Annotated in this window: 13 protein-coding genes; all 13 read left to right on the top strand. The window is 65.6% G+C overall.

Annotated features, from left to right (window positions below; all coding sequences use genetic code 11):
- The first annotated feature begins 81 nt into the window (after positions 1–81).
- The 13 genes from V6N07_RS13020 to glgA all read left to right on the top strand — a co-directional run bounded on the left by V6N07_RS13020 (position 82) and on the right by glgA (position 22,544).
- Positions 82–1,866, top strand: coding sequence for an autotransporter assembly complex family protein (locus tag V6N07_RS13020; protein WP_371156733.1), 1,785 nt, complete (start codon positions 82–84; stop codon positions 1,864–1,866).
- On the top strand, positions 1,866–6,410 hold the full coding sequence (locus V6N07_RS13015; protein ID WP_371156732.1) for a translocation/assembly module TamB domain-containing protein: 4,545 nt from the start codon (positions 1,866–1,868) through the stop codon (positions 6,408–6,410). Before V6N07_RS13020 ends, V6N07_RS13015 begins: the two co-directional genes overlap by 1 nt.
- A 1-nt stretch (position 6,411) precedes the next feature.
- Positions 6,412–7,032, top strand: a complete 621-nt coding sequence (locus V6N07_RS13010) for a paraquat-inducible protein A (protein WP_371156731.1) — start codon at positions 6,412–6,414, stop codon at positions 7,030–7,032.
- The gene (locus tag V6N07_RS13005; protein ID WP_371156730.1) at positions 6,999–7,637 is read left to right on the top strand and encodes a paraquat-inducible protein A; all 639 of its coding nucleotides are present in this window, start codon (positions 6,999–7,001) and stop codon (positions 7,635–7,637) included. The genes V6N07_RS13010 and V6N07_RS13005 overlap by 34 nt, the downstream gene beginning before the upstream one ends.
- On the top strand, positions 7,630–10,383 hold the full coding sequence (locus V6N07_RS13000; RefSeq protein WP_371156729.1) for an MlaD family protein: 2,754 nt from the start codon (positions 7,630–7,632) through the stop codon (positions 10,381–10,383). The genes V6N07_RS13005 and V6N07_RS13000 overlap by 8 nt, the downstream gene beginning before the upstream one ends.
- 25 nt (positions 10,384–10,408) lie before the next feature.
- A complete protein-coding gene (locus V6N07_RS12995) occupies positions 10,409–10,930 on the top strand; it encodes a membrane integrity-associated transporter subunit PqiC (RefSeq protein ID WP_371156728.1) in 522 nt (173 codons plus the stop codon).
- Positions 10,931–10,998: 68 nt separating this feature from the next.
- Positions 10,999–11,691: a D-lyxose/D-mannose family sugar isomerase gene (locus tag V6N07_RS12990; protein ID WP_371156727.1), complete on the top strand. Its 693-nt coding sequence runs from the start codon at positions 10,999–11,001 to the stop codon at positions 11,689–11,691.
- A gap of 65 nt (positions 11,692–11,756) precedes the next feature.
- Positions 11,757–13,355 (top strand): alpha-glucosidase, encoded by a 1,599-nt coding sequence (locus tag V6N07_RS12985; RefSeq protein ID WP_371156726.1) that lies wholly within the window; start codon positions 11,757–11,759, stop codon positions 13,353–13,355.
- A complete protein-coding gene (locus V6N07_RS12980; RefSeq protein WP_371156725.1) occupies positions 13,352–14,983 on the top strand; it encodes an alpha-glucosidase in 1,632 nt (543 codons plus the stop codon). Before V6N07_RS12985 ends, V6N07_RS12980 begins: the two co-directional genes overlap by 4 nt.
- A 209-nt stretch (positions 14,984–15,192) precedes the next feature.
- Positions 15,193–17,592: a glycogen/starch/alpha-glucan phosphorylase gene (locus tag V6N07_RS12975; RefSeq protein ID WP_371156724.1), complete on the top strand. Its 2,400-nt coding sequence runs from the start codon at positions 15,193–15,195 to the stop codon at positions 17,590–17,592.
- 10 nt (positions 17,593–17,602) lie between these two features.
- The gene (glgB, locus tag V6N07_RS12970) at positions 17,603–19,792 is read left to right on the top strand and encodes a 1,4-alpha-glucan branching protein GlgB (RefSeq protein ID WP_371156723.1); all 2,190 of its coding nucleotides are present in this window, start codon (positions 17,603–17,605) and stop codon (positions 19,790–19,792) included.
- Positions 19,793–19,847: 55 nt separating this feature from the next.
- Positions 19,848–21,110 carry a glucose-1-phosphate adenylyltransferase gene (gene glgC, locus V6N07_RS12965; RefSeq protein WP_371156722.1) on the top strand — a complete coding sequence of 421 codons (1,263 nt, stop codon included), beginning with the start codon at positions 19,848–19,850 and terminating at the stop codon, positions 21,108–21,110.
- Complete coding sequence (glgA, locus tag V6N07_RS12960; RefSeq protein ID WP_371156721.1) at positions 21,111–22,544, top strand: glycogen synthase GlgA; 1,434 nt, start codon at positions 21,111–21,113, stop codon at positions 22,542–22,544. It abuts the gene before it with no gap.
- Position 22,545 lies beyond the last annotated feature (1 nt).

Here is a 22,545-nt window from a genome sequence, read left to right as displayed (position 1 = left end):
TAACCATTGTCTCCAAACGGGCACCTGTCACAGCCCACCCCTGCCAACGGACGCGTGCGTCATCTTGCTTTAGGACATCGAATGCCGTTTCGGAGCATGGTCGCCGCGGGCGTCCTGTCTTGCCTGTCACCCGGATATGCGCTTGCCGCTACCCTTGTCGTCGACATTCAGGCCGAGGAGGAACTGGTCGACACGTTGCAATCGGCCTCGCTGGTGGCGCAGGCCATAAACGAGGGGACCGAGACACGTCGCGACATCGTGGCCGCCGCGCAGGCGGATTACAGCCGACTGCTGGCCGTTCTGTTCGAAGCGGGGTTCTTCGGCCCGACGATCTCCATCCTCGTCGATGGCGTCGAGGCGTCGACCCTGCCCACGGTCGGCACGAGCGGTTCCGTCGGGACGGTCACCCTGTCGGTGCAGACGGGCGCGGCCTTCGTCTTCGGCCAGGCCCGGATCGCGCCCCTGCCCCCGAACGCATTCCCGCCCGAGGGGTTCGCCCCCGGCGCCCCGGCCGGCACCGCCATCCTGCGCGAGGCCACGACCGACGGGACAGAGGCGTGGCGCGCCATCGGCCACGCCAAGGCGGCCCTCGTCGCCCAACAGATTCAGGCAAACCACCCCGCAAACGAACTGAACGCGGATCTGACCCTCTCGCCCGGGCCGAAGCTGTCCTACGGCGATCTCGTCGTGACCGGAAACGAGGATGTGCTGACGCGTCAGATCACCCGCATCGCGGACCTGCGGCCGGGTCAAACGTTCGACCCGGATCAGGTGCAGGAAAGCGCGCGGCGTCTGCAACGCACCGGCGCGTTCCGATCGGTTTCAATCACCGAGGCCGAGGAGATCGGCGCGGGCGACACCCTTCCGATGACCGTGCAGGTGGTCGAACGTCTGCCGCGACGTTTCGGCGCCGGCGCCGAGATCGGCACGACCGAGGGGCTGTCCCTGTCGGCCTTCTGGCTGCACCGCAACCTGACCGGCTATGCCGACAGCCTGCGCATCGAAGGCGAGATCGAGGGCATCGGCGGCGACAGCGGTGGTGAGGACTACACCCTCGGCTTCGCCTACAACCGTCCGGCCACCTTCAACCCGGAGACGGATCTGTTCATCACCGGCGAGATCGCCAGTCTGGACGAGCCGACCTACAGCAGTGACAGCGCCGAACTGGTGGTTGGCGCGCGCCGTATCGTCAGCGACGAGTTTCAGTATTCCTACGGTGTGTCGTTCGAGAAATCGCGTGTCACGGATGCGTTCGGCACCCGCAACTTCGAGATCATCTCCCTTCCGCTGGAGGCACAGTACGACCGGCGCAACGATGCGCTGAACCCGTCCGACGGGTTCTACATCGAGGCCGGACTGCAACCGTTTCACGGCCGCCTGACCGCCGGTTCGGGCCTGCGGTTCACGGCCGACATGCGCGGGTATCAGCATTTCGGCGCCCAAGACGGCACCGTGCTGGCCGCCCGCCTCCAACTCGGGTCGGTCGTGGGCCCGGATCTTGCCGACGTGCCTGCCGATGACCTGTTCTATTCGGGCGGCGGTGGCACGGTGCGGGGACAACCTTATCAATCGCTCGCCGTCACCTTGCCCAACGGACGCGAGGTCGGCGGCCGATCCTTCCTTGGCCTGTCGGGGGAGGTGCGCCAAAGCGTGACGGATACCATCGGGGTCGTCGGCTTCGTGGATGCGGGCCTCGTCAGCGAAGGATCCGGCTGGTCGGATGGCGAAACCCATGTCGGGGCGGGCATCGGCCTGCGCTATGACACCGGGATCGGCCCGATCCGGGTCGACCTTGGCGTGCCGGTCAGCGGGCCGGATGACAACAGCGGGGTCGAGATCTACATCGGCATCGGGCAGGCCTTCTGATGCGCCGCCTGCTGTTCCCCCTTGCGATCATCGCCGCCACGCCCGTAACCGCACAGGACGCCGCAGAAGACCGTGACCGCGGCTTTCTGACCGCCCTGATCGAGGACAACCTGTCCGCCCCCGGCCTGTCGGTCCGCATCGATGGGTTCGAGGGGGCGCTGTCCTCCACCGCGACACTGGATGCGCTGACCATCTCGGACGACGAGGGCGCATGGCTGCGCCTTGAGGACGTGGTTCTGGACTGGAACCGATCCGCCCTTCTGCGCGGCCGGCTGGAGGTCGAGGAGCTTTCGGCTGCGCTGATCTCCGTCGCCCGCGCCCCGCTGCCGGCCGAAGGGGTCGATGCGCTGCCGGACGCCGGGGCCTCAGGGTTTTCCCTGCCCGACCTGCCGGTATCGGTCGACATCGAGCAATTGCGCGCGGATCGGATCGAACTCGGCGCGGCACTGCTGGGTCAGGACCTCGCCTTGTCGCTCGAGGCGCAGGCACAGCTTGCCGACGGATCGGCAAGCGCGACCCTGCAGGCCAGCCGCCTCGACGGGGTCGACGGATCATTCGACATCGCCGCGGCCTTCGACGGCGATACGACGGAGCTGACCATCGACCTCGATATTTCCGAGGGCGAAGGCGGGCTGGCATCGACGCTGATGCAACTGCCCGGCGCACCGGCCATCGACCTGACCATTGCGGGCAGCGGCCCGCTGGACGCTTTCAGCGCCGATATCGCACTGGCGTCAGAGGGCACCGAACGCCTTGGCGGTCAGGTCACGCTTGCCGGGGTGGAGGACGGGCGCCGGTTCGCAGTGAACCTTGGCGGTGACGTCACCAGCCTGTTCGCGCCGCAGTATCAGCCCTTCTTCGGGGACGATATCGGCCTGCGTATCGCGGGCGTCCTGCCGGAAACGGGCGGAACAATCCTCGAAACCCTCGATGTGACCACGCAGGCCCTGTCCCTGCAGGGGGCCGCCACGATCGGGGCGGATGGCTGGCCGCGCATGCTGGATATCACCGGTCAGATCGTTTCGGCGGACGGCACACCTGTCGTCCTGCCCACGGCGGACGCAATCTCCGTTCGATCGGCGGATTTCACCCTGCGCCATGACGCAGAGGTGTCCGAAGACTGGCAACTCGACCTGACGGTGGACGAGGTCGATCACCCGGTGCTGACCCTCGACCGGGCAAGTGTCACCGGCACGGGCCAGTTGGATCGCACGGATGGTGTCGTCACGGCGGCAGACGCCGATCTGGAGGTGACGGCCGCGGGCATGGCATTCGCGGATCCCGCCCTTGCCGAGGCCATCGGGTCCGATGCCTCCCTCACCACGCGTATCGGCTGGACCGCGGATGGTCCGGTTCGGATCGAAGGCCTGTCGCTGCGCGGCCCTGCCCTGACGGCGGACGGCGCGGTGACGGTGGCGATGGACGGGCGCGACCTGCCGATCGCGCTGGATCTGACGGCGGTCATCGACGACCTTTCCCGCCTTTCGGGCCTTGCGGGTCGTGACCTTGGCGGCGCATCCGACCTGACGATTTCGGGCGACCTTGCCCCCGTTGGCGGTGCCTTCGACGTCACCCTGACGGGCACGGCCCGCGATCTGGAAACCGGCATCGCGCAGGCAGACGCCCTGATGGATGGCCAGACCGACCTTTCGGTCGAGGCCCGGCGCGACACGACCGGAACCTACCTCGACAGCCTGTCCCTTTCGAATGCGCAGGCCTCGATCGAGGGACGGGCAACCATTTTGGCAGAAGACGCGCCCGCCCGTTCCGAGGGCCGCAGCAGCGAAGCGACGCTTGCGATCGATCTGACCGACGGGGCCATTCTGGATCCGCGCCTCGAAGGCGCCGTCTCGGCCAATGCGCAACTGGGCGAGGACGCCAACGGCGCCTGGACCGGCAATGCGTCCCTGACCGCGCCGCAGGGCGTGACCGCCGAGGTTGCGGGCACCCTGACCGGGGCCGCGCCCGATGTGGCCTTCGATGTGTCCGTGCCGGATATCGATGCCTTCGCGCCCGGCGTTCCCGGTGCGCTGACGGCATCGGGCCGCGCCTTTGCGACCGACGGCATCTGGTCCATCGACGCCGATGCCTCCGGCCCGTGGGATGTCACCGCCTCGGTCGAGGGGGTCGTGACGGGCGACGCGCCCGAAATCACCTATCGGGCAGAACTTCCGGACCTCACGGCGCCCGTCCCCGCTCTTGATGCCATCCCCGCACTTGCCGGGGCGGCCACGCTGACCGGCACGCTGTCGCAGGCGGATGGTGTGTGGACGACGGACACCCGCGTCGATGCCCCCGAAGGCGTCACCCTGCGCCTGCGCGGCCCGGTGACAGGCCCGGCCCCGCGCCTCGACATCGCCGCCACCGTGCCCGAGGTTCAGGATTTCGTGGCCGGCGTGGATGGCACGCTCAGCCTCGATGCCGTGGTTGCGCAGGTCGATGGCGACTGGACGGTCAATGCGCGCGCCACCGGCCCCTATGATGCCCGCGCGACGGTCGAGACCATCGTGACCGACACGCCGCTGGCGCTTGATTTCACACTGTCCGTCCCGCGCCTTTCCGCAATCGCCGAGGGTATTCCCGGCGGCCTCGACGTGACCGGCATGGCCGTACAGGAGGAGACGGGCTGGCGTGTCGACGTGGACGGCACGGGCCCCTACGACGCCGACCTGTCCATCAACGCCCGCCTGCCCGAGGCGGGCCCGGAGGTCACGGTCAACGCCCGCGTTCCCGATGCCTCGCAGATCGCGCCGCAACTGAACGGCCCCCTGACCATTGCCGCACGGGCCGAACAACGCGATGGCGTCTGGTCCGTGGACGGCGATGCCGACGGGCCCTTCGGCGCAACCGCAACCGTCAATGCCAGCCTGCCGGAAACGGGGGCCGAGGTTACGGCCGCCCTGCGCCTGCCCAACGCATCGGCGCTGTCCCCGCAACTGCGCGGCCCGCTGAACGTCGATGCAACGGCGCGGCAGACCGATGGGGTCTGGCGGGCGGATATCGACGCCAGCGGTCCCTATGGCGCCACGCTTGATGTCTCCGGCGTCGTGGCCGGCGCACCTGCAGATGTGCAGATCGATCTGTCGGTGCCCGATATCTCGCCCTTGGTGGCGGACATTTCCGGGCCGCTGCGGGTCACGGGACAAGTGTCGCAGCCGGGCGACGACTATCGCCTGAACCTCGACCTGACCGGCCCGTCCGGCACCACCGCGGATGTCGCGGGAACGGTCGCTGCGGATGGTACGCTGAACCTCGACGTGGCCGGGTCCGCCCCGCTTGGCCTTGCCAACCCGTTCGTGTCGCCCCGTCGCCTCGCGGGCACCGCGCAGTTCGACCTCAGTGTCGCGGGTCCACCCGCCCTCGACTCGGTGACCGGCACCATCCGCACGAGCGGTGCGGCCCTGTCCCTACCGACCCTGCGCAACACCCTCGACCCCATCGACGCGACCATCGCCCTGTCCGGCGGACAGGCCCAGATCGACCTTCAGGCCGGGCTGACCAGTGGTGGACAGATCACCGTCAATGGTCCCGTCACCCTGTCGGCACCGTTCGATGCCAATTTACGCGTCCTCTTCGGCGTCACGCTGGTCGACCCGTCGCTCTATACCGCCGATGTCGAAGGCGACCTGTCCCTGACGGGCCCGCTGACCGGCGGCGCGGTTCTGTCCGGTCAGGTTTCGATCGAGGAGGCGGAGATCGCGGTCCCCTCCTCCGGGCTGACGGCGATCGGGGATCTGCCCCCGATCGACCACCTTGGCGCCACGCGCCCCGTGCAACGCACCCTGGAACGCGCAGGCCAGAGCCTGACGGCCGAGACCGAGACGTCGCAGGATTCCGGCGGCTCCGGTGGTTTCGGCCTCGACCTGACCGTGTCCGCCGATGGGCGGATCTTCGTGCGCGGTCGGGGTCTCGATGCGGAACTGGGCGGCAACCTGCGCCTGACGGGCACGACCGAAAACCCGATCACCGCCGGGGCGTTCGAGCTTGTCCGCGGTCGCCTCGACATCCTGCAGCAGCGTTTCGATCTGGATGAGGGCGAGATCAGCTTCCAGGGCGACCTGACCCCCTACATCCGGCTTGTCGCGATCACCGAGACGGACGCGCTGACAGCCTCGATCACCGTCGAGGGGCCGGCCGACGGTATCGGCGTCACCTTCGGCAGCACGCCCGACGTCCCGCAGGAAGAGATCCTCGCCCAGATATTCTTTGGCCGCGACCTGAGCCAGCTGTCCGCCCTGCAGGCGTTGCAACTGGCCAATTCGGTTGCCGTTCTGGCCGGGCGCGGATCGGGGGGCCTGTTGGAAAAGCTGCGCGGGAACGCAGGGCTGGACGACCTCGACATCACCACAGACAGCGATGGCAATACCGCCGTGCGCGCGGGCAAATACATCTCGGACAACGTCTATACGGACGTTCAGATCGATCAGGATGGGGATGCGGCCGTGTCGCTCAACCTCGATCTGACGCCGAACCTGACCGTGCGCGGATCGACGGGGGTGAGTGGCGAAAGCTCTCTCGGGATCTTCTTCGAGAAGGATTACTGAGGTGACGCCGACCGAAGACATGGTCTGCTGTCCGGTCTGCGATGCCCTGCACGAGATGGGGGATGTCCCTGACGGTCAAAGGGCCCGCTGCATCCGTTGCGGAACGGTCATCGCCGTCGGCCGCCCCGAGGCGATCCTGCGCATCGTCGTTCTGGCCGTGACCGCCCTGATCCTGATGACGATCGTGGTCTTCTATCCCTTTCTGGAACTTCGGAACGGTGTCTTCGACAGCCGCGCCTCGGTCTTCGAGACGGTGATGAGCTTCAGCGAAGGTGTCATGGCGCCCCTGTCCGTGGCTGTCGCCATCTTCGTCATCGTCCTGCCGGTGTCCCGTCTCGGCCTGCTCGTCTGGGCGCTGGGACCGTTGTCGATCGATCGCAACGCCCTGCCCGGTGCCGCACGGGCGCTGCGATGGGCCGAAGTGCTCAAACCATGGGCGATGGCCGAGATCTTCATGGTCGGTGTCGCCGTCGCCTTGATCAAGCTTGCCGATCTGGCGACGCTGTCGATGGGACCGGCATTCTGGTCCTTCACGGCGATTGTCGTCATAACCGCCCTCAAAGACACTCAGATGAGCAAGCATTCCATATGGACGGCACTCGACAAAGCAACAATGCGCTGACCGCCCGCGAGGCGGGCCTCGTCGGATGCCGTCACTGCACGCGCGTGATGCCGCGCGGCACGCCGAAATGCCCGCGATGCGGTGGCACGCTCGAAAGCCGTGACGCCCATTCGCTGCAACGCGTCTGGGCGTGGATGATCGCAGGTATCCTGTTCTTCATTCCGGCGAACATCTATCCGATGCTGATCACGACCACCGTGGGCCGCGCATCCGAACAGACGATCATCGGCGGGGTGATCGAACTGGCCCATCACGGCGCCTACGGCGTCGCCGGCATCGTCTTCGTGGCCAGCATCCTGATCCCCGTGGGCAAGTTCGTGGCCATTGGCTATCTCGCCAATGTCGTGCGCAAACCGCATGGAGAGAAACCCAAGCATCTGTTGCACCTGTTCGAATTCGTCGAATGGATCGGCCGCTGGTCGATGATCGATGTGTTCGTTGTGGCCATTCTGGTCGCTTTGGTGCAATTCAACATAATCGCCACGATCAACCCCGGAATTGCGGCGGTGTGTTTCGCCTTGTCGGTCGTGTTCACAATGCTGTCCGCGCTAAGCTTCGACAGCCGTATCATCTGGGACCGGATCGAGACGCTGTCTGATGAATGACACTACGGAAACTCCCCACAGCCCTGTCATGGAGACGACGGCACGGTCGCGCCGGTTCGTCTCGGCCGTCTGGCTGGTGCCGATCATCGCGGTGATGATCGCCCTGGCGATCGCGTGGCAGAGCTATTCGAACCGCGGCGTCCTGATCACGATCGCCTTTCCCGATGCCAGCGGCGTCTCGGTCGCGCAGACCACCCTGCGCTTTCGCGAGGTCACGGTCGGCGTGGTCGAGGAGATCGGCTTCACCTCAGACCTCAGTCAGGTCAACGTATCCGTGCGCGTATCGCGCAACATCGCCCCCTATCTCGACGATGATGCATCGTTCTGGGTCGTCCAGCCCGAGGTATCGGCCCGCGGTGTCGAAGGCCTGAACACCATCCTGTCAGGCACCTATATCGAGGGCACCTGGGACAACGAGATCGACACGCCGCTGACGGAATTCCAGGGCGACGAACGCGCGCCCATCGTCCCCCCCGGCGTCGAGGGCACGGCCATCACGTTGTCGACGCGCGAAAGCTCCCGTCTCGGGCCCGGCTCACCGATCCTGTATCGCGGGATCGAGGTCGGCCAGGTCGCACAGCCGCGGCTGTCGCCCGACGGATCGCAGATCCGGATCGACGCCTTCGTGCGTGCGCCCTATGACCGTCAACTGTCGACGGCGACCCGCTTCTGGGACGCCTCCGGCGTGTCGGTCGGCCTTGGTGCCGGTGGCGTGGACCTGCGGATCGGGTCGCTTGCCTCCATCCTCGAAGGGGGTGTGACCTTCGACACCCTGATCTCCGGCGGCGACGTGGTCGAGTCGGGGCATGTGTTCAACATCTTCGAAGACGAACCCTCGGCCCGCGCCTCGACGTTCGAGACGCCCGCTACCCGTTCGATCTATATCGCCACGCTGTTCCCGTCGGCCATGGCGGGCCTGAGCGAGGGGGCTACCGTCCGCTATCAGGGGGTGCGCGTCGGCTCCGTATCCTCGATCACGGGATTCATCCGCCCCGACGACCCGTCGCAGACGGTGCAGCTTCTGGCCGTGATGACCCTGCAGCCGATCAAGATGGGGCTGGAGGACATGTCCTCCGACCTGCAGGGGTTCGATTTCATATCCGATCTGGTCGCCAGTGGCATGCGCGCGCAGCTGGCCTCCACCAGTCTGTTTGGCGGCGATCTGGCCATCGAACTGGTCAATGTCGATGGCGCCACGGGTGGGACACTGGAAATCGGGGTGGCCGACAACCCCCTGATGCCCTCTGTCGAGAGCGAGGATTCCGGTCTCGCCGCCAGCGCGGCGGGCGTCATGGACCGGATTGCCGACCTGCCGGTCGAGGAACTGCTGACCTCTGCCACCGATCTGCTGAACAACCTCAACCGCATTGCCGGGTCCGATGAGACGCGCGCCATCCCCGGCGCAGCCCTTGCCGCGATCGAAGACGGACGCGGTCTGATCCGCGACGGCCGCAGCATCATCGCCTCGCCGCAGGTGGCCAGCGTCCTTCTGGATCTGGAATCCGCCGCGACCAACGTGGCAACCCTGACCGAGTCTGTCGTCGCCGACAATCTGATCGGGCAATTGTCCGAAACACTGGAATCCGCCGGCGAGGCGGCCCGCAACATCGCGGTGGCCACAGTCGATCTGGATGCGCTGACCGATCGGCTGACTCAGGTCGCCACCGATGCGGGGACCATTCTGGCCGACGAGGCGACGCAGGCCCTGCCGGCCGCGGCCTTGGCCGCCGTCGAACAGGGCGAAGGCCTGCTGCGCGACGGGCGCGACCTGTTGGCATCGGCGCAGATCGACACCATCCTGTCGGATATCGAAACCGTATCGGGCGATGTGCAGGGTATCGTCTCCGACGTGGCCGCCAGCGGTCTTGCCCCCCGCCTGACGGATGCCATCGCCGCCGCGACCGATGCGGCACGCAATATTGCCGAAGGCACCGTCGACCTTGCTGCGGTGACTGAAAACATCAACCGTCTTGTCGCGGATGCGGATATCCTGCTGGCCGATCCCGCGACACAGGCGCTGCCCGGTGCGGCCCTTGCCCTCGTCGAGGACGGGCGCGCCCTCGTCGCCTCGCCGGAGTTGCAGCAGATCGTCACCGACCTTGCCGCGACCACCGCCGACATCCGCACCATCACCGCCCAGCTGGCCGCCGAACAGGCCGGCGCGCGCCTGACCGCGGCACTGGACGCGGCCGCTTCCGCCGCCACGTCCGTGGCCGACGGGGTCGAGAACCTGCCCGACCTGTCGGCCTCGGCCGAGCGGATCCTGGCCCAGGCGGAAACCATCGCCGAAGGCCTGAACCGCCTGACCGCGAAGGCGGAGGCGCTGGCGCTGGACGAACTGGTCAACAGCACCACCGACCTGATGCAGACCGCAGACGCCTTCCTGTCGTCGGACGAGGCGGATGACATCCCCGTGGCCCTTGTCGCCACGCTGGAAGAGCTGCGCGTCACGATCGAGACGATCCGCACCGGCGGTACGCTCGACAACCTCAACACGACCCTGCGATCGACCGCCGGTGCCGCCGACAGCATTGCCGTCTCGGCCCGCGATCTGCCGGCCCTCGTGGCCCGCCTGCAGGCGTTGACTGTCTCCGCGACCGGTGTGCTGGATGGCTATGGGCCGGACAGCCGCGTCAATCAGGAACTGTTCTCCGCGCTGCGTGCTGCCACACGCGCGGCCGAGGATGTCTCCTCTCTCTCGCGGACGATCGAACGCAACCCGAACTCTCTCCTCCTGGGAAGGTGACACCTTGTTCCGACTGACCACTGCCATGGCCTTCGCCCTTCTCACCGCCTGTGCACAGACCGAGTATTTCGTGCCGCCGCCGGTCACGACCGACCTGCGCCTGAATGTTCGCGCGGACACGGTGATGGTGAACGACATCTCCATCCCGGAGTATGCCATCAATCAGGAAATTCCGCTGCAACGGGCGGATGGATCCCTTTTCACGGATACGGACAAGCTCTGGGCAGACCTGCCCGACCGGGCCATGGCCGGCGCCTTGACCCGGCACCTGAACCAGATCACCGACGCATCGGTCGCCGTCGAGCCATGGCCCCTGTCCGGCTTTCCGGATGTCGAGGTTACGGTCTTCGTCGAGGATATGATCGTTCAGGCCAACAATTCCCTGCGCCTTACCGGCACCTATGCCCTGCGCCGCGAAACGGATCGCGGCAGCATCGAGACCTTCGCCCTGACCGTCCCCGTTGCCGATCAATCCTACACGGCGATCATCGCCGCGCATGAGGCGGCATGGCTGCGCCTGGCCGAGGAAATCGCCCGCAAACTGTGATTGCCGGGCTGGTGCGCATGGGTTTCGGTGGCTACGGCTGACGCGGAACCCTATGCACCGGAGGACGCATGAAACGCTCGCGTATCAACGATATCATGGCAGAGGCGGATGCGATGATCCGTCACCATGGCTTTACCCTGCCCGCCTTCGCCTACTGGACGCCAGAACAATTCGCGGCGCGTGCCGGTGATGCCCGTCACGTCATCGACGCGCGCTGTGGCTGGGACATCACCGACTACGGTGCGGGCCGCTACGATGAGATGGGCCTCTTCCTGTTCACCCTGCGCAATGGCCTGTTGTCCGACCTGCAGAAGGGCGGCGGCATGTGCTATGCCGAGAAGCTGCTGATTTCCAAGCAGGATCAGCTGTCGCCCATGCACACCCACGCCCTGAAGGCCGAGGATATCATCAACCGGGGTGGTGCCACGCTTGTGGTGGAACTCTACGGCTCCGACGACGACGGCAACTTTGCCGAGGACCGCGGGGGCCGCGTCTGGCTGGACGGTATCGCGCATGATTACGCACCCGGCGAAAAACTGCGCCTGCCCCCCGGCGCCAGCGTGACCCTGCGCCCCGGCGACTGGCATGCCTTCTGGGGGGACGGCGGCGACGTCCTGATCGGCGAGGTCAGCACCGTCAACGACGATGAGACCGACAACATCTTCCGCGAGCCCATCGGGCGTTTTGCCGCCATCGAGGAAGACGTGGCACCGACGCATCTGCTCGTCTCCGATTACGCGGAACGGCTACCCGCGGCCTGAGGCGCGCTTGCGTATCGGCCTCCGGGCGGGATAGGCCGAAAGGAACGTTCCCCCCGGAGGCCCAAATGACCCAGAATGCAGACTGGTGGCGCGGCGCCGTCATCTATCAGATCTACCCCCGCAGCTTTCAGGACGACACCGGCAACGGAACGGGCGATCTGCGCGGCATCACGCGGCGGCTGGACCACGTCGCATCCCTTGGGGTCGATGCAATCTGGGTCAGCCCCTTCTTCACTTCGCCCATGGCGGACATGGGGTATGACGTGGCCGATCACAGGGGGATCGACCCCAGTTTCGGCACCATGGAAGATTTCGAGGCGATGGTCGCGCGGGCCCACGAACTGGGTCTGAAGGTCATCATCGACCAGGTCTTCTCCCATTCTTCCGAGGAACATCCCTTCTTCGCCGAAAGCCGTCAGAGCCGCGACAACCCCAAGGCCGACTGGTACATCTGGGCCGACCCCAAGATCGACGGGACACCGCCCAACAACTGGCTGGCGATCTTCGGCGGACCGGCATGGACGTGGGATTCGCGGCGCAAGCAATACTACATGCATCAGTTCCTGCCCCAGCAGCCGGACTTCAACGCGCACAATCCGGACGTGCAGGACTGGATCATCGACACGATGCAGTTCTGGCTGGACAAGGGCGTCGACGGCTTCCGCCTCGACGCGATCAACCACCTGTTCCACAGCGCCGACCTGCAGGACAATCCGCCCGACTGGCGCGAAAAGGACGAAGCGGATTCCAAGCCCTTCGAAATGCAGTATCCCATCCACTCCAAGAACCAGCCCGAGAACCTGAAGTTCATGGAACGCGTGCGCGACCTGCTGGATGCGCATCCCGGCACCATGGCCGTGGGTGAGATCGGCGAAGGCCACCACCCGATCGAACGTCTGACCGAATACTCCAAGGACGGAGAGCGGCTGCACATGGGCTATACCCTCGCGCTGGCCGGGGCAGAGTTCAGCGCCGCGCATGTCCGCAAACAGGTCGAGGGCTTCTTTGCGCCGGGCCTCGACGGCTATCCCTGCTGGGCGATGTCGAGCCACGATTTCAACCGCCCCGTCACCCGCTGGGCCGATGTCGCGGCCGATCAGGATGCCTTCGCCAAGCTGGCGGGCGCGGTCCTTCTGACCCTGCCCGGCGGCATCTGCCTCTATCAGGGCGAGGAACTGGGCCAGGCCGATACCGAGCTTGCGCGCGACGAAATCGTGGACCCCGAGGGCTTTGCCTTCTGGCCGGAGGTCAAGGGCCGCGACGCGAGCCGCACGCCGATGATGTGGGAGGCCGCGGCCCCGCAGGGCGGCTTTTCGACCGCCGACAAGACGTGGCTGCCGACGAAACCGCCACAGGTGGCGCGTGCGGTCGACACGCAGGATGGGGTCGAGGGATCCGTGCTGGAGACGTTCCGCGCCCTTCTGACCCTGCGCCGCAACGAGACGTCGCTGCGGACGGGCGATACGGTTTTCCTCGACGTGGCGGACCCGGTGCTGGCCTTCGTGCGCGGCGCCGACATCGTCTGCGTGTTCAACATCGGCCGCGACCCCGTGTCCGTGGCCGATATCGACACGGGCGATGCCCTTTTGGCGTTGAACGCGAAGGTGGACGGCGACTTGCATCTTGGCCCGAACGGTGTGTGGATCGGAAAGCTGGCAAAATGACCGCGCCGTGGTGGCACGGTGCGACGGGGTATCAGGTCTATCCACGCAGTTTCTGTGACAGCAATGGCGATGGCATCGGGGATATTCCGGGCATCACGTCCAGGCTGGACCATCTGGCCGCCCTTGGCGTGGGCTTTGTCTGGCTGTCGCCGGTCTATGCCTCGCCGATGGCGGACATGGGATATGATATCTCGGACTACCGCGCCATCGCGCCGGAATTCGGGACGCTGGACGATTTCGACCACCTCGTGGCCGAAGCGGCCCGGCGGGACATCCGCATCGTCATGGACCTCGTGGTCAACCACACGTCGGACGACCATGCGTGGTTCCACAACGCGCTTGCCGGGGGGGACAGGCGCGACTTCTACATCTGGCGCGACCCCGCGCCGGATGGCGGCCCGCCCAACGCCATGCAATCGGTATTCGGCGGCCCGGCCTGGACCCGCGATCCCGCCAGCGGACAGTATTACTTCCACCAATTCACGGCACAGCAGCCCGACCTGAACTGGGACAATCCGGCCATGCGGGCCGAGATCACGGACATGATGACTTGGTGGCTGGACCGGGGCATCGGGGGCTTTCGCCTCGACGTGATCGACCTGATCGGCAAGGACGTGGATCGCGGCATCACCACCGATGGCCCCGACCTGCACCGCCACATCGCCGAGATCGCGCAGACATGGGCCGGGCGCGACGTCCTGACTGTCGGCGAAGCCTGGAGCGTGACGCCCGAGACCGCCCCCCTCTACTGTGAAAACCTGTCGATGGTGTTCCAGTTTGCCCATGTCATCGCAGGCTGGCACCCGGAACATGGCAAATGGCACCCCCTGCCCCGCGACTGGCCGGCGCTGAAGCGCGTGCTGTTCGAATGGCAGGCCAGCGATTGCTGGAACAGCCTGTTCTGGGGCAACCATGACCTGCCGCGCGCTGTCTCTGCCTATGGCAGCAGACGGCACCGGGTGGCGTCGGCAAGGGCATTGGCCACTGTGCTGCACCTCATGCGGGGCACGCCGTTCATCTATCAAGGCGAAGAGGTTGGGATGAAGAACGCCGCCTTTTCCGACCTTGGCCAGTTCCGCGATGTCGAGACGCTGAACCTGCATCGTATCCGCATGGCCGCAGGTGAGGACGAAGCCACCTTCATCGCCGGCGCGAACGCGAACGGACGCGACACCTCGCGCACGCCTGTGCATTGGGATGCGGGGCCTTCGGGCGGGTTCACGACCGGCACGCCGTGGATCACCCTTGGCGCCGACCCGGCAGAAGTGAACGTCGCCGCAGACAGGGCCGATCCGATGGGCGTCTTCGCCCGCTACAGCACATTGACCCGCTTGCGCCGCAAGCATGCGATCATCCGCGAAGGGGACTTCACCGGTCTGTCCGTCGATGATCGACAGGTCATGGCCTATACCCGCACGCTGCGCGGACAGGTGTTGGCCGTGGTCGCGAACCTGTCGGACGATCCCGTCACCTACGATCCGCCCGCCGATCTGCACGCTGCGACGCACCCCCTGTTCGACGGCGAGGCCCCCGTGGATCTGTCGCGGCCGTCACGCTCGGGCCATGGCAGTCCGTCGTTCAGCTGTCCGGTCCCTGACACCAGCCCCATGGCAGACGTGCAACTATGACGGGAGCATGTCGCGGCATCCGGCTTCATCGCTCGACAAACGGTGCGCAATATGGGCATTTGCCCATTAATACATCATTTGCCCACAGCGACCTGCTGCAACCATTCTCATTGCAGCCCAAAAAATGACCCATTCATTCCGTTGAAGCGGGGACAATCGGGCTTGACCCGACCTTTGTTTCCAAACCGCACATCGAGGACACCCGGTCCATGCCCAAAGACACCCTGACGCCGACCCTGCCCACCGCCGCCCGTTTTGCCGATGACATCGTCACGCATCTGATGTCATCACTGGGCAAGGATCCGGACCATGCCTCGGACAACGACTGGCGCGTTGCCCTGTCGCTGACGGTGCGCGACCGTGTCGTAGACCCGTGGTTCGAAAGCACCCGCGCGACCTATGCCGCCGCCGGCAAGCGGGTCTACTACCTGTCGCTGGAGTTTCTGATCGGTCGCCTGATCGAGGATGTGACCATCAACCTCGGCCTTGAAAAGGTGGCGACCAAGGCCCTGAAGCGGTTGGGCAAGGATTACGACGCGCTTGTCGTGCTGGAGGCGGACGCCGCCCTCGGCAACGGCGGTCTAGGTCGTCTGGCCGCCTGTTTCCTCGACAGCCTGTCGACCTTGGGCATACCGGCCTACGGCTATGGCATCCGCTATGAGCACGGGCTGTTCGAGCAGCATTTCAGGGACGGTGTCCAGGTCGAGAACGCCGAGGCCTGGCTGGCCCAGCGCAACGTCTGGGAGTTCGAGCGCCCGGAAGTGACCTACGAGGTCGGTTTCGGCGGACACGTCGATTATACCGAGGATGGCGCCGCCACATGGCATCCAACCGACAAGGTGATCGCCAAGGCCTATGACACGCCCGTCGTCGGCTGGCAGGCCAAGTGGGTCAACACCCTGCGCCTGTGGTCCGCCCTGCCGGTCGTCAACTTCGACCTCGACGCCTTCAACCGGGGCGATCACCTCGGTGCCTCGGCCCCGGAATCCTTCGCGCGCACGCTCAGCCGCGTCCTCTATCCCGATGACACGACGGATCAGGGCAAGGAGTTGCGCCTCAAGCAGGAATACTTCTTCGTCGCCGCCAGCCTGCGCGACCTGCTGCGCCGCTTCCAGTCCGAAGGCTACGAGATCGAGACGCTGGCCGACCACGTCGCGATCCAGATGAACGACACCCATCCCGCGCTGGCCGGTCCCGAACTGATCCGCCTGCTGGTGGACGAACATGGTGTGGCCTTCGACGCGGCCATCGACCTGGCCCGCGAATGCCTCGGCTATACCAACCACACCCTGCTGCCCGAGGCGCTGGAGCGCTGGTCCGAGGGCCTCGTCAAGCACCTGCTGCCGCGTCACTACGCGATCATCTGCCTGTTGAACCTGCGCAGCCTCGAGGCCACAGGCACCCCGATCCTCGAACATGGCGAGGTCAAGATGGGGGAGCTGTCCTTCGTCATGGCGCACCGCGTCAACGGCGTCTCGGCCCTGCATACCGAACTGGTCAAGGAGCTGGTCTTTCACGACCTGCACGCGGCCTATCCCGACCGGATCGTCAACCAGACCAACGGCGTGACGCCGCGCCGCTGGTTGCTGTCGACCAATGCGCCGTTGTCCACGCTGATCACGAAGACGATCGGCGATGACTGGGTCGCGGACCTGGAGCAGTTGACCGCGCTGGAGCCGCATGTCGACAACGCCGCCTTCCTGCGCAACTTCGACAAGGCCAAGCGCGCGAACAAGGTCGCCCTGTCGAACTGGCTGCGCGACCATCACGGCGCCGCCATCGACCCCGACGCGATGTTCGACATCCAGATCAAGCGCATCCACGAATACAAGCGCCAGCTGCTGAACATCCTCGAGACGATCGCGCTGTGGAACGACATGCGCGACACGCCCACGGCGACCTGGACCCCGCGCGTCAAGATCTTCGGTGGCAAGGCGGCGCCGGGCTATGCGATGGCCAAGTCCGTCATTCGCCTGATCAACGATGTCGCGGCCACGGTGAACACCGACCCGGTGACGCGCGATTGGCTTCAGGTGGTCTTTCCGGAGAACTACAACGTCTCCATGGCCGAACGCCTGATCCCGGCCGCCGATCTGTCCGAACAGATCTCGACGGCGGGCAAGGAAGCGTCCGGCACCGGCAACATGAAGCTGTCGCTGAACGGCGCACTGACCATCGGCACGCTGGATGGCGCCAACGTCGAGATCCGCGACCACGTCGGGGCCGAGAACTTCTACCTGTTCGGCCTGACCGCCGAACAGGTCCGCGCCCGCCGCACACAGCCCGACTATGCCCGTGCCGCGATCGAGGCCTCGCCGCGATTGAAGCGCGTTCTGGGACAGATCGCCGATGGCGTGTTCTCGGGGGGCGAGAACCGCTACGGCGATATCCTCGGGATGCTCTGGGATCATGATTATTTCCTCGTGACCCCGGATTTTGCAGATTATTTCGAGACGCAGCGTCAAATTGACGTAGACTACCGCGACAGGAAGGACTGGACCCGCAAGGCCGCGCTGAACACCGCGCGGATGGGATGGTTCAGTTCCGACCGTACGATCGCCGGCTATGCCTCGGACATCTGGGGCGCCAAGTCGATGCTGACGAACTGAAGGGGCGGACATGACCGGTTTGACGCAAGAGACCATCGACCAGATCGTCACGGGGACATGCGACGACCCCTTCGCGTATCTGGGCCTGCATGCGGTCGACGGAAAACTGGTCGTCCGGGCCTACGTCCCCGGCGCCTCGGACATCGTGGTCCATGACGCCAAGACCGGTCGCAGGATCGTCGCCCTGTCGCATCTGCGCGACGGCCTGTTCGAGGCCGTGGTCCCGCGCCGCAAGAACCGGTTCGCCTACATCCTGCGGATCACCACGGATGGTCAGACTTGGGATACGGCGGACGCCTATGCCTTCGGTCCCGTCATGGGGGAACTGGACGAACACCTGATCGGTGAGGGGTCGCACCGGCAGATGTGGCGCGTCCTTGGCGCACATGTCATGACGCACGAGGGGACGCCGGGCGTGCATTTCGCCGTCTGGGCCCCCAATGCGCGACGCGTGTCGGTCGTGGGTGGCTTCAACATCTGGGACGGGCGCCGCCATGTCATGCGCCGCCGCGGCGCCACCGGCGTCTGGGAGATTTTCGTCCCCGGCATCGGTGATGGGGAGCATTACAAGTACGAGCTCCTGGCCGCCGATGGCACGTTGCTGCCGCAGAAGGCGGATCCTTTCGGGTTCGGGTCCGAGCATCCGCCTGCAACAGCCTCCGTCGTGCGGCAGCTGGATGGCTACGATTGGTCGGATGCGGACTGGCTTGCCAGACGGGGCAAGGCGATTGCCGTCGATGCGCCCGTCTCGATCTACGAGGTGCATATCGGGTCGTGGAAACGCGTGCCCGAGGAAAACAACCGCCCCCTCTCCTACCTCGAACTGGCGCAGGACCTCGTGGCCTACGTCAAGGACCTTGGCTTCACCCATATCGAACTGATGCCGGTCAGCGAGTTTCCCTTCGACGGATCCTGGGGCTATCAGCCGGTCGGCCTGTTCGCGCCGACCATCCGGCATGGCACCCTGCAGGAATTCCGCGCCTTCGTCGAAGCATGCCATGCGGCGGGCCTCGGCCTGATCCTCGACTGGGTGCCCGGCCATTTCCCCGAAGATCCCCACGGCCTCGGTCAGTTCGACGGCACGGCCCTGTACGAGCACGCCGACCGTCGCGAAGGCTTCCACCCCGACTGGAACACGTTGGTGTTCAACTACGGCCGGGCCGAAGTGTCGAACTATCTGACCGCCAACGCGCTCTACTGGCTGGACGAACATCACATCGACGGTTTGCGCGTGGATGCCGTCGCCTCGATGCTCTACCGCGACTATTCCCGCAAGGATGGGGAATGGATCCCGAACAAGGACGGCGGGCGCGAAAACCTCGAGGCGATCGCCTTCCTGCAATCGACCAACGTCACCGTCTATGGCCAACTCGACGGCGTCGTGACCATCGCCGAGGAATCGACCTCATTTCCTGCCGTATCGGGCATGGTGGACGCCGGCGGCCTCGGTTTCGGCTACAAGTGGAACATGGGCTGGATGAACGACACCCTCGTCTACATGGGCGAGGACCCGATCAACCGCAAATACCACCACGACAAGATGACCTTCGGACTGCACTACGCCTTTTCGGAGAACTTCGTCCTGCCGATCAGCCACGACGAGGTCGTGCACGGCAAGGGCAGCCTTCTGGACAAGATGCCCGGCGATGCATGGCAGAAGTTCGCGAACCTGCGCGCCTATCTCGGCTTCATGTGGGGGCATCCGGGCAAGAAGCTGTTGTTCATGGGCTGCGAGTTCGCGCAAGGCGCCGAATGGAACCACGACAGCAGCCTCGATTGGCACCTGCTCGACATTGACCTGCACAAGGGCGTGCAATCCCTCGTGCGCGACCTGAATGCAACCTACCGCGCGGTTCCCGCGTTACATGAACGGGATACGAAGCCCGAAGGCTTCGATTGGGTCGAAGGTGGGGCCAATGAAGAATCACTGTTCGTCTGGCTGCGGCAGGGGGCCGAGGGGACCAAGCCTGCCCTTGTCGTCTGCAACATGACGCCCGTCCTGCGCGAAGGACGCCGCATCGGCGTGCCGCTGGCAGGACATTGGGCCGAACGGCTGAATACCGATGCCGGCCAATATGGCGGGTCGGGTGCCGGGAACATGGGCGGCCTCGACAGTGAGGAAGTCGCGGCAAGCGGCCGCCCCCATTCGATCGTCGTCACCGTGCCGCCATTGGCGACGGTGATCTTCGAGCTCGACTAGCACGAGACGCGTCCCCGCCCACGGGCGGGGGCATACTTCAGGGGAGGAGACCCAAATGACGGACCGGGAATCACAGCGACTTGCACAGCAGTCGATGGCCTTCGTGCTGGCAGGGGGGCGGGGCAGCCGATTGTACGAATTGACCGACATCCGCGCCAAGCCCGCCATGTATTTCGGCGGCAAGAGCAGGATCATCGACTTCCCGCTGTCGAACGCCGTCAATTCGGGCATCCGCCGCATCGGTGTGGCAACACAATACAAGGCCCACTCCCTTATCCGGCACCTGCAACGCGGCTGGTCGTTCTTTCGCGCCGAACGCAACGAAAGCCTCGATATCCTGCCCGCGTCGCAGCAGATGGGGAACGACAACTGGTATCGCGGCACCGCGGATGCCGTTGCGCAGAACATCGACATCATCGAAGGCTACGGCCCGAAATACATCATCATCCTCGCCGGCGATCACATCTACAAGCAAGACTACTCGCTGATGATCAAGCACCACGTCGACAGCGGCGCGGACGTCACCGTGGGGTGCATCGAAGTCCCGCGCGAGGAAGCCTCGGCATTCGGCGTCATGCATGTCGATGATCAGGACAATATCCTCGAATTCATGGAAAAGCCCAAGGACCCGCCCGCCATGCCCGGTCACCCGGACCTCGCGCTGGCATCCATGGGGATCTACGTGTTCGAGGTGGCGCATCTGGCGAAACTGCTGCGCGCGGATGCCGATAACCCCGACAGCAGCAACGATTTCGGCCACGACATCATTCCGGACCTCGTCAAGAACGGCAAGGCCATCGCCCATCCGTTCAGCCGATCCTGCGTGCGTACGGGGTTGGAAAAAGACGCCTACTGGCGCGACGTGGGCACGGTCGACGCCTTCTGGCAGGCCAACATCGACCTGACCGATTTCGAGCCGGAGCTGGACGTCTACGACAACGAATGGCCGATCTGGACCAACCAGGAGCTGACGGCCCCGGCCAAGTTCATCCACAACGAGGAAGGCCGCAAGGGCCACGCCGTGTCGTCGATGGTCTCGGGCGGGTGCATCATTTCGGGGTCCACCCTTGATCGCTGCCTGCTGTTCACGGGCGTGCGCACGCACTCCTATGCGGAGCTGGAGGGCGTTGTCGCGATGCCCTACGTCGACATCGGCCGCAACGCTCACCTCAAGAACGTGGTGATCGACCGGGGTGTGCGCATCCCCGAGGGCCTGATCGTCGGAGAAGACGCCGAGGCCGACGCCAAGCGGTTCCGCCGGACCGACAACGGCATCTGCCTGATTACCCAAAAGATGATCGACGCCCTGGAGACATAGATGAACATCCTGTTTGTCGCATCGGAATGCGCCCCCTTCGTCAAGACGGGGGGGCTGGCCGACGTGATCGGGGCCGTTCCCAAGGCGCTGGCCCCGCTTGGGGCGCATGTGCGCGTGCTGCTGCCCGCCTACCCCGCCCTCGCGATGGAGGTGTCGCGCGGGACCGAGGTTCTGTCCCTGCCCGACCTGATGGGCGGCCATGCCCGCGTGGTCGCCGTCTCGGCCAAGGGCATCGACCTTCTGCTGCTGGAGGCGCCGCATCTGTTCGACCGTCCGGGCAACATCTACCTCGATGGCAACGGGCAGGATTGGCACGACAACTACCTGCGCTTTGCCGCCCTGTCCCGCGCCGGCGCCCTGATCGGGGATGGCGCGCTGGACGACTGGAAACCCGACCTCGTCAATGCGCACGACTGGCAGGCCGCCCTCGTGCCGGCCTACATGGCCCTTGCCGGCAGCACCGTCCCCACCGTGATGACCATCCACAACATCGCCTTTCAGGGCGTGTTCGGGGCCGATGTCTTGGCCGCGATCGGCCTGCCGTGGGACATGCAGAGCGTCGAGCGGGGCGAATACTACGGCCGTTTCAGCTTCCTCAAGACCGGCCTGACCATGGCCAGCAGGATCACCACGGTCAGCCCGACCTACGCGCGCGAATTGATGGAGCCGGAATACGGCATGGGCCTCGACGGTGTGATGCGCGCCCGCGCCGCGGACCTGTCGGGTATCGTCAACGGCATCGACCTCGACGTCTGGAACCCGGAAGACGACGCCAACGCGCCAGAGGGCTATTCCGCGCGGACGCTCCGGAAGAAGGCAATCAACAAGGAGGCGCTGGAAGGGCGTTTCGGACTGACCCGGGGCGAGGGCCCGCTGTTCTGCGTGATCAGCCGCATGACCACGCAAAAGGGCCTCGACCTTCTGCTGGAGGCCATGCCGACATTGCTCGAACGCGATGCACGCCTTGCCATCGTGGGCAGTGGTGACAAATGGATGGAGCATGCCTTTTCGGATGCCGCCACGCATCACGCCGGCCGGGTCGGCACGATCATCGGATATGATGAGGGGCTGTCGCATCTGATGCAGGCCGGTGCCGACGCGATCCTCGTGCCATCGCGGTTCGAACCCTGCGGCCTGACACAGCTTTACGGCCTGCGCTACGGCACCATCCCCGTCGTGGCGCGCACCGGCGGTCTGGCCGATACGGTGATCGACGCGAACCTTGCCGCATTGGACGCGGGCTGTGCAACCGGTGTGCAATTTGCCCCCGTGACGGCGGTCGCGTTGGGGCAGGCCATAGATCGCACCTGTGACCTGTTTTCGGATCAGAAAGTGTGGACTGCGATGCAGCGGCGCGCGATGAAGCACCCCGTGGGATGGGATGCCTCGGCCCGCGCTTACCTGTCGCTCTTTTCCGCGCTGACCGAAAGCTGAC

The sequence above is a fragment of the Jannaschia sp. 2305UL9-9 genome (genome assembly GCF_041403465.1).
GTDB lineage: Bacteria > Pseudomonadota > Alphaproteobacteria > Rhodobacterales > Rhodobacteraceae > Jannaschia.
The sequence above is the reverse complement of the archived record's forward strand: the minus strand, read 5'-3'. Positions and strand labels throughout refer to the sequence as shown.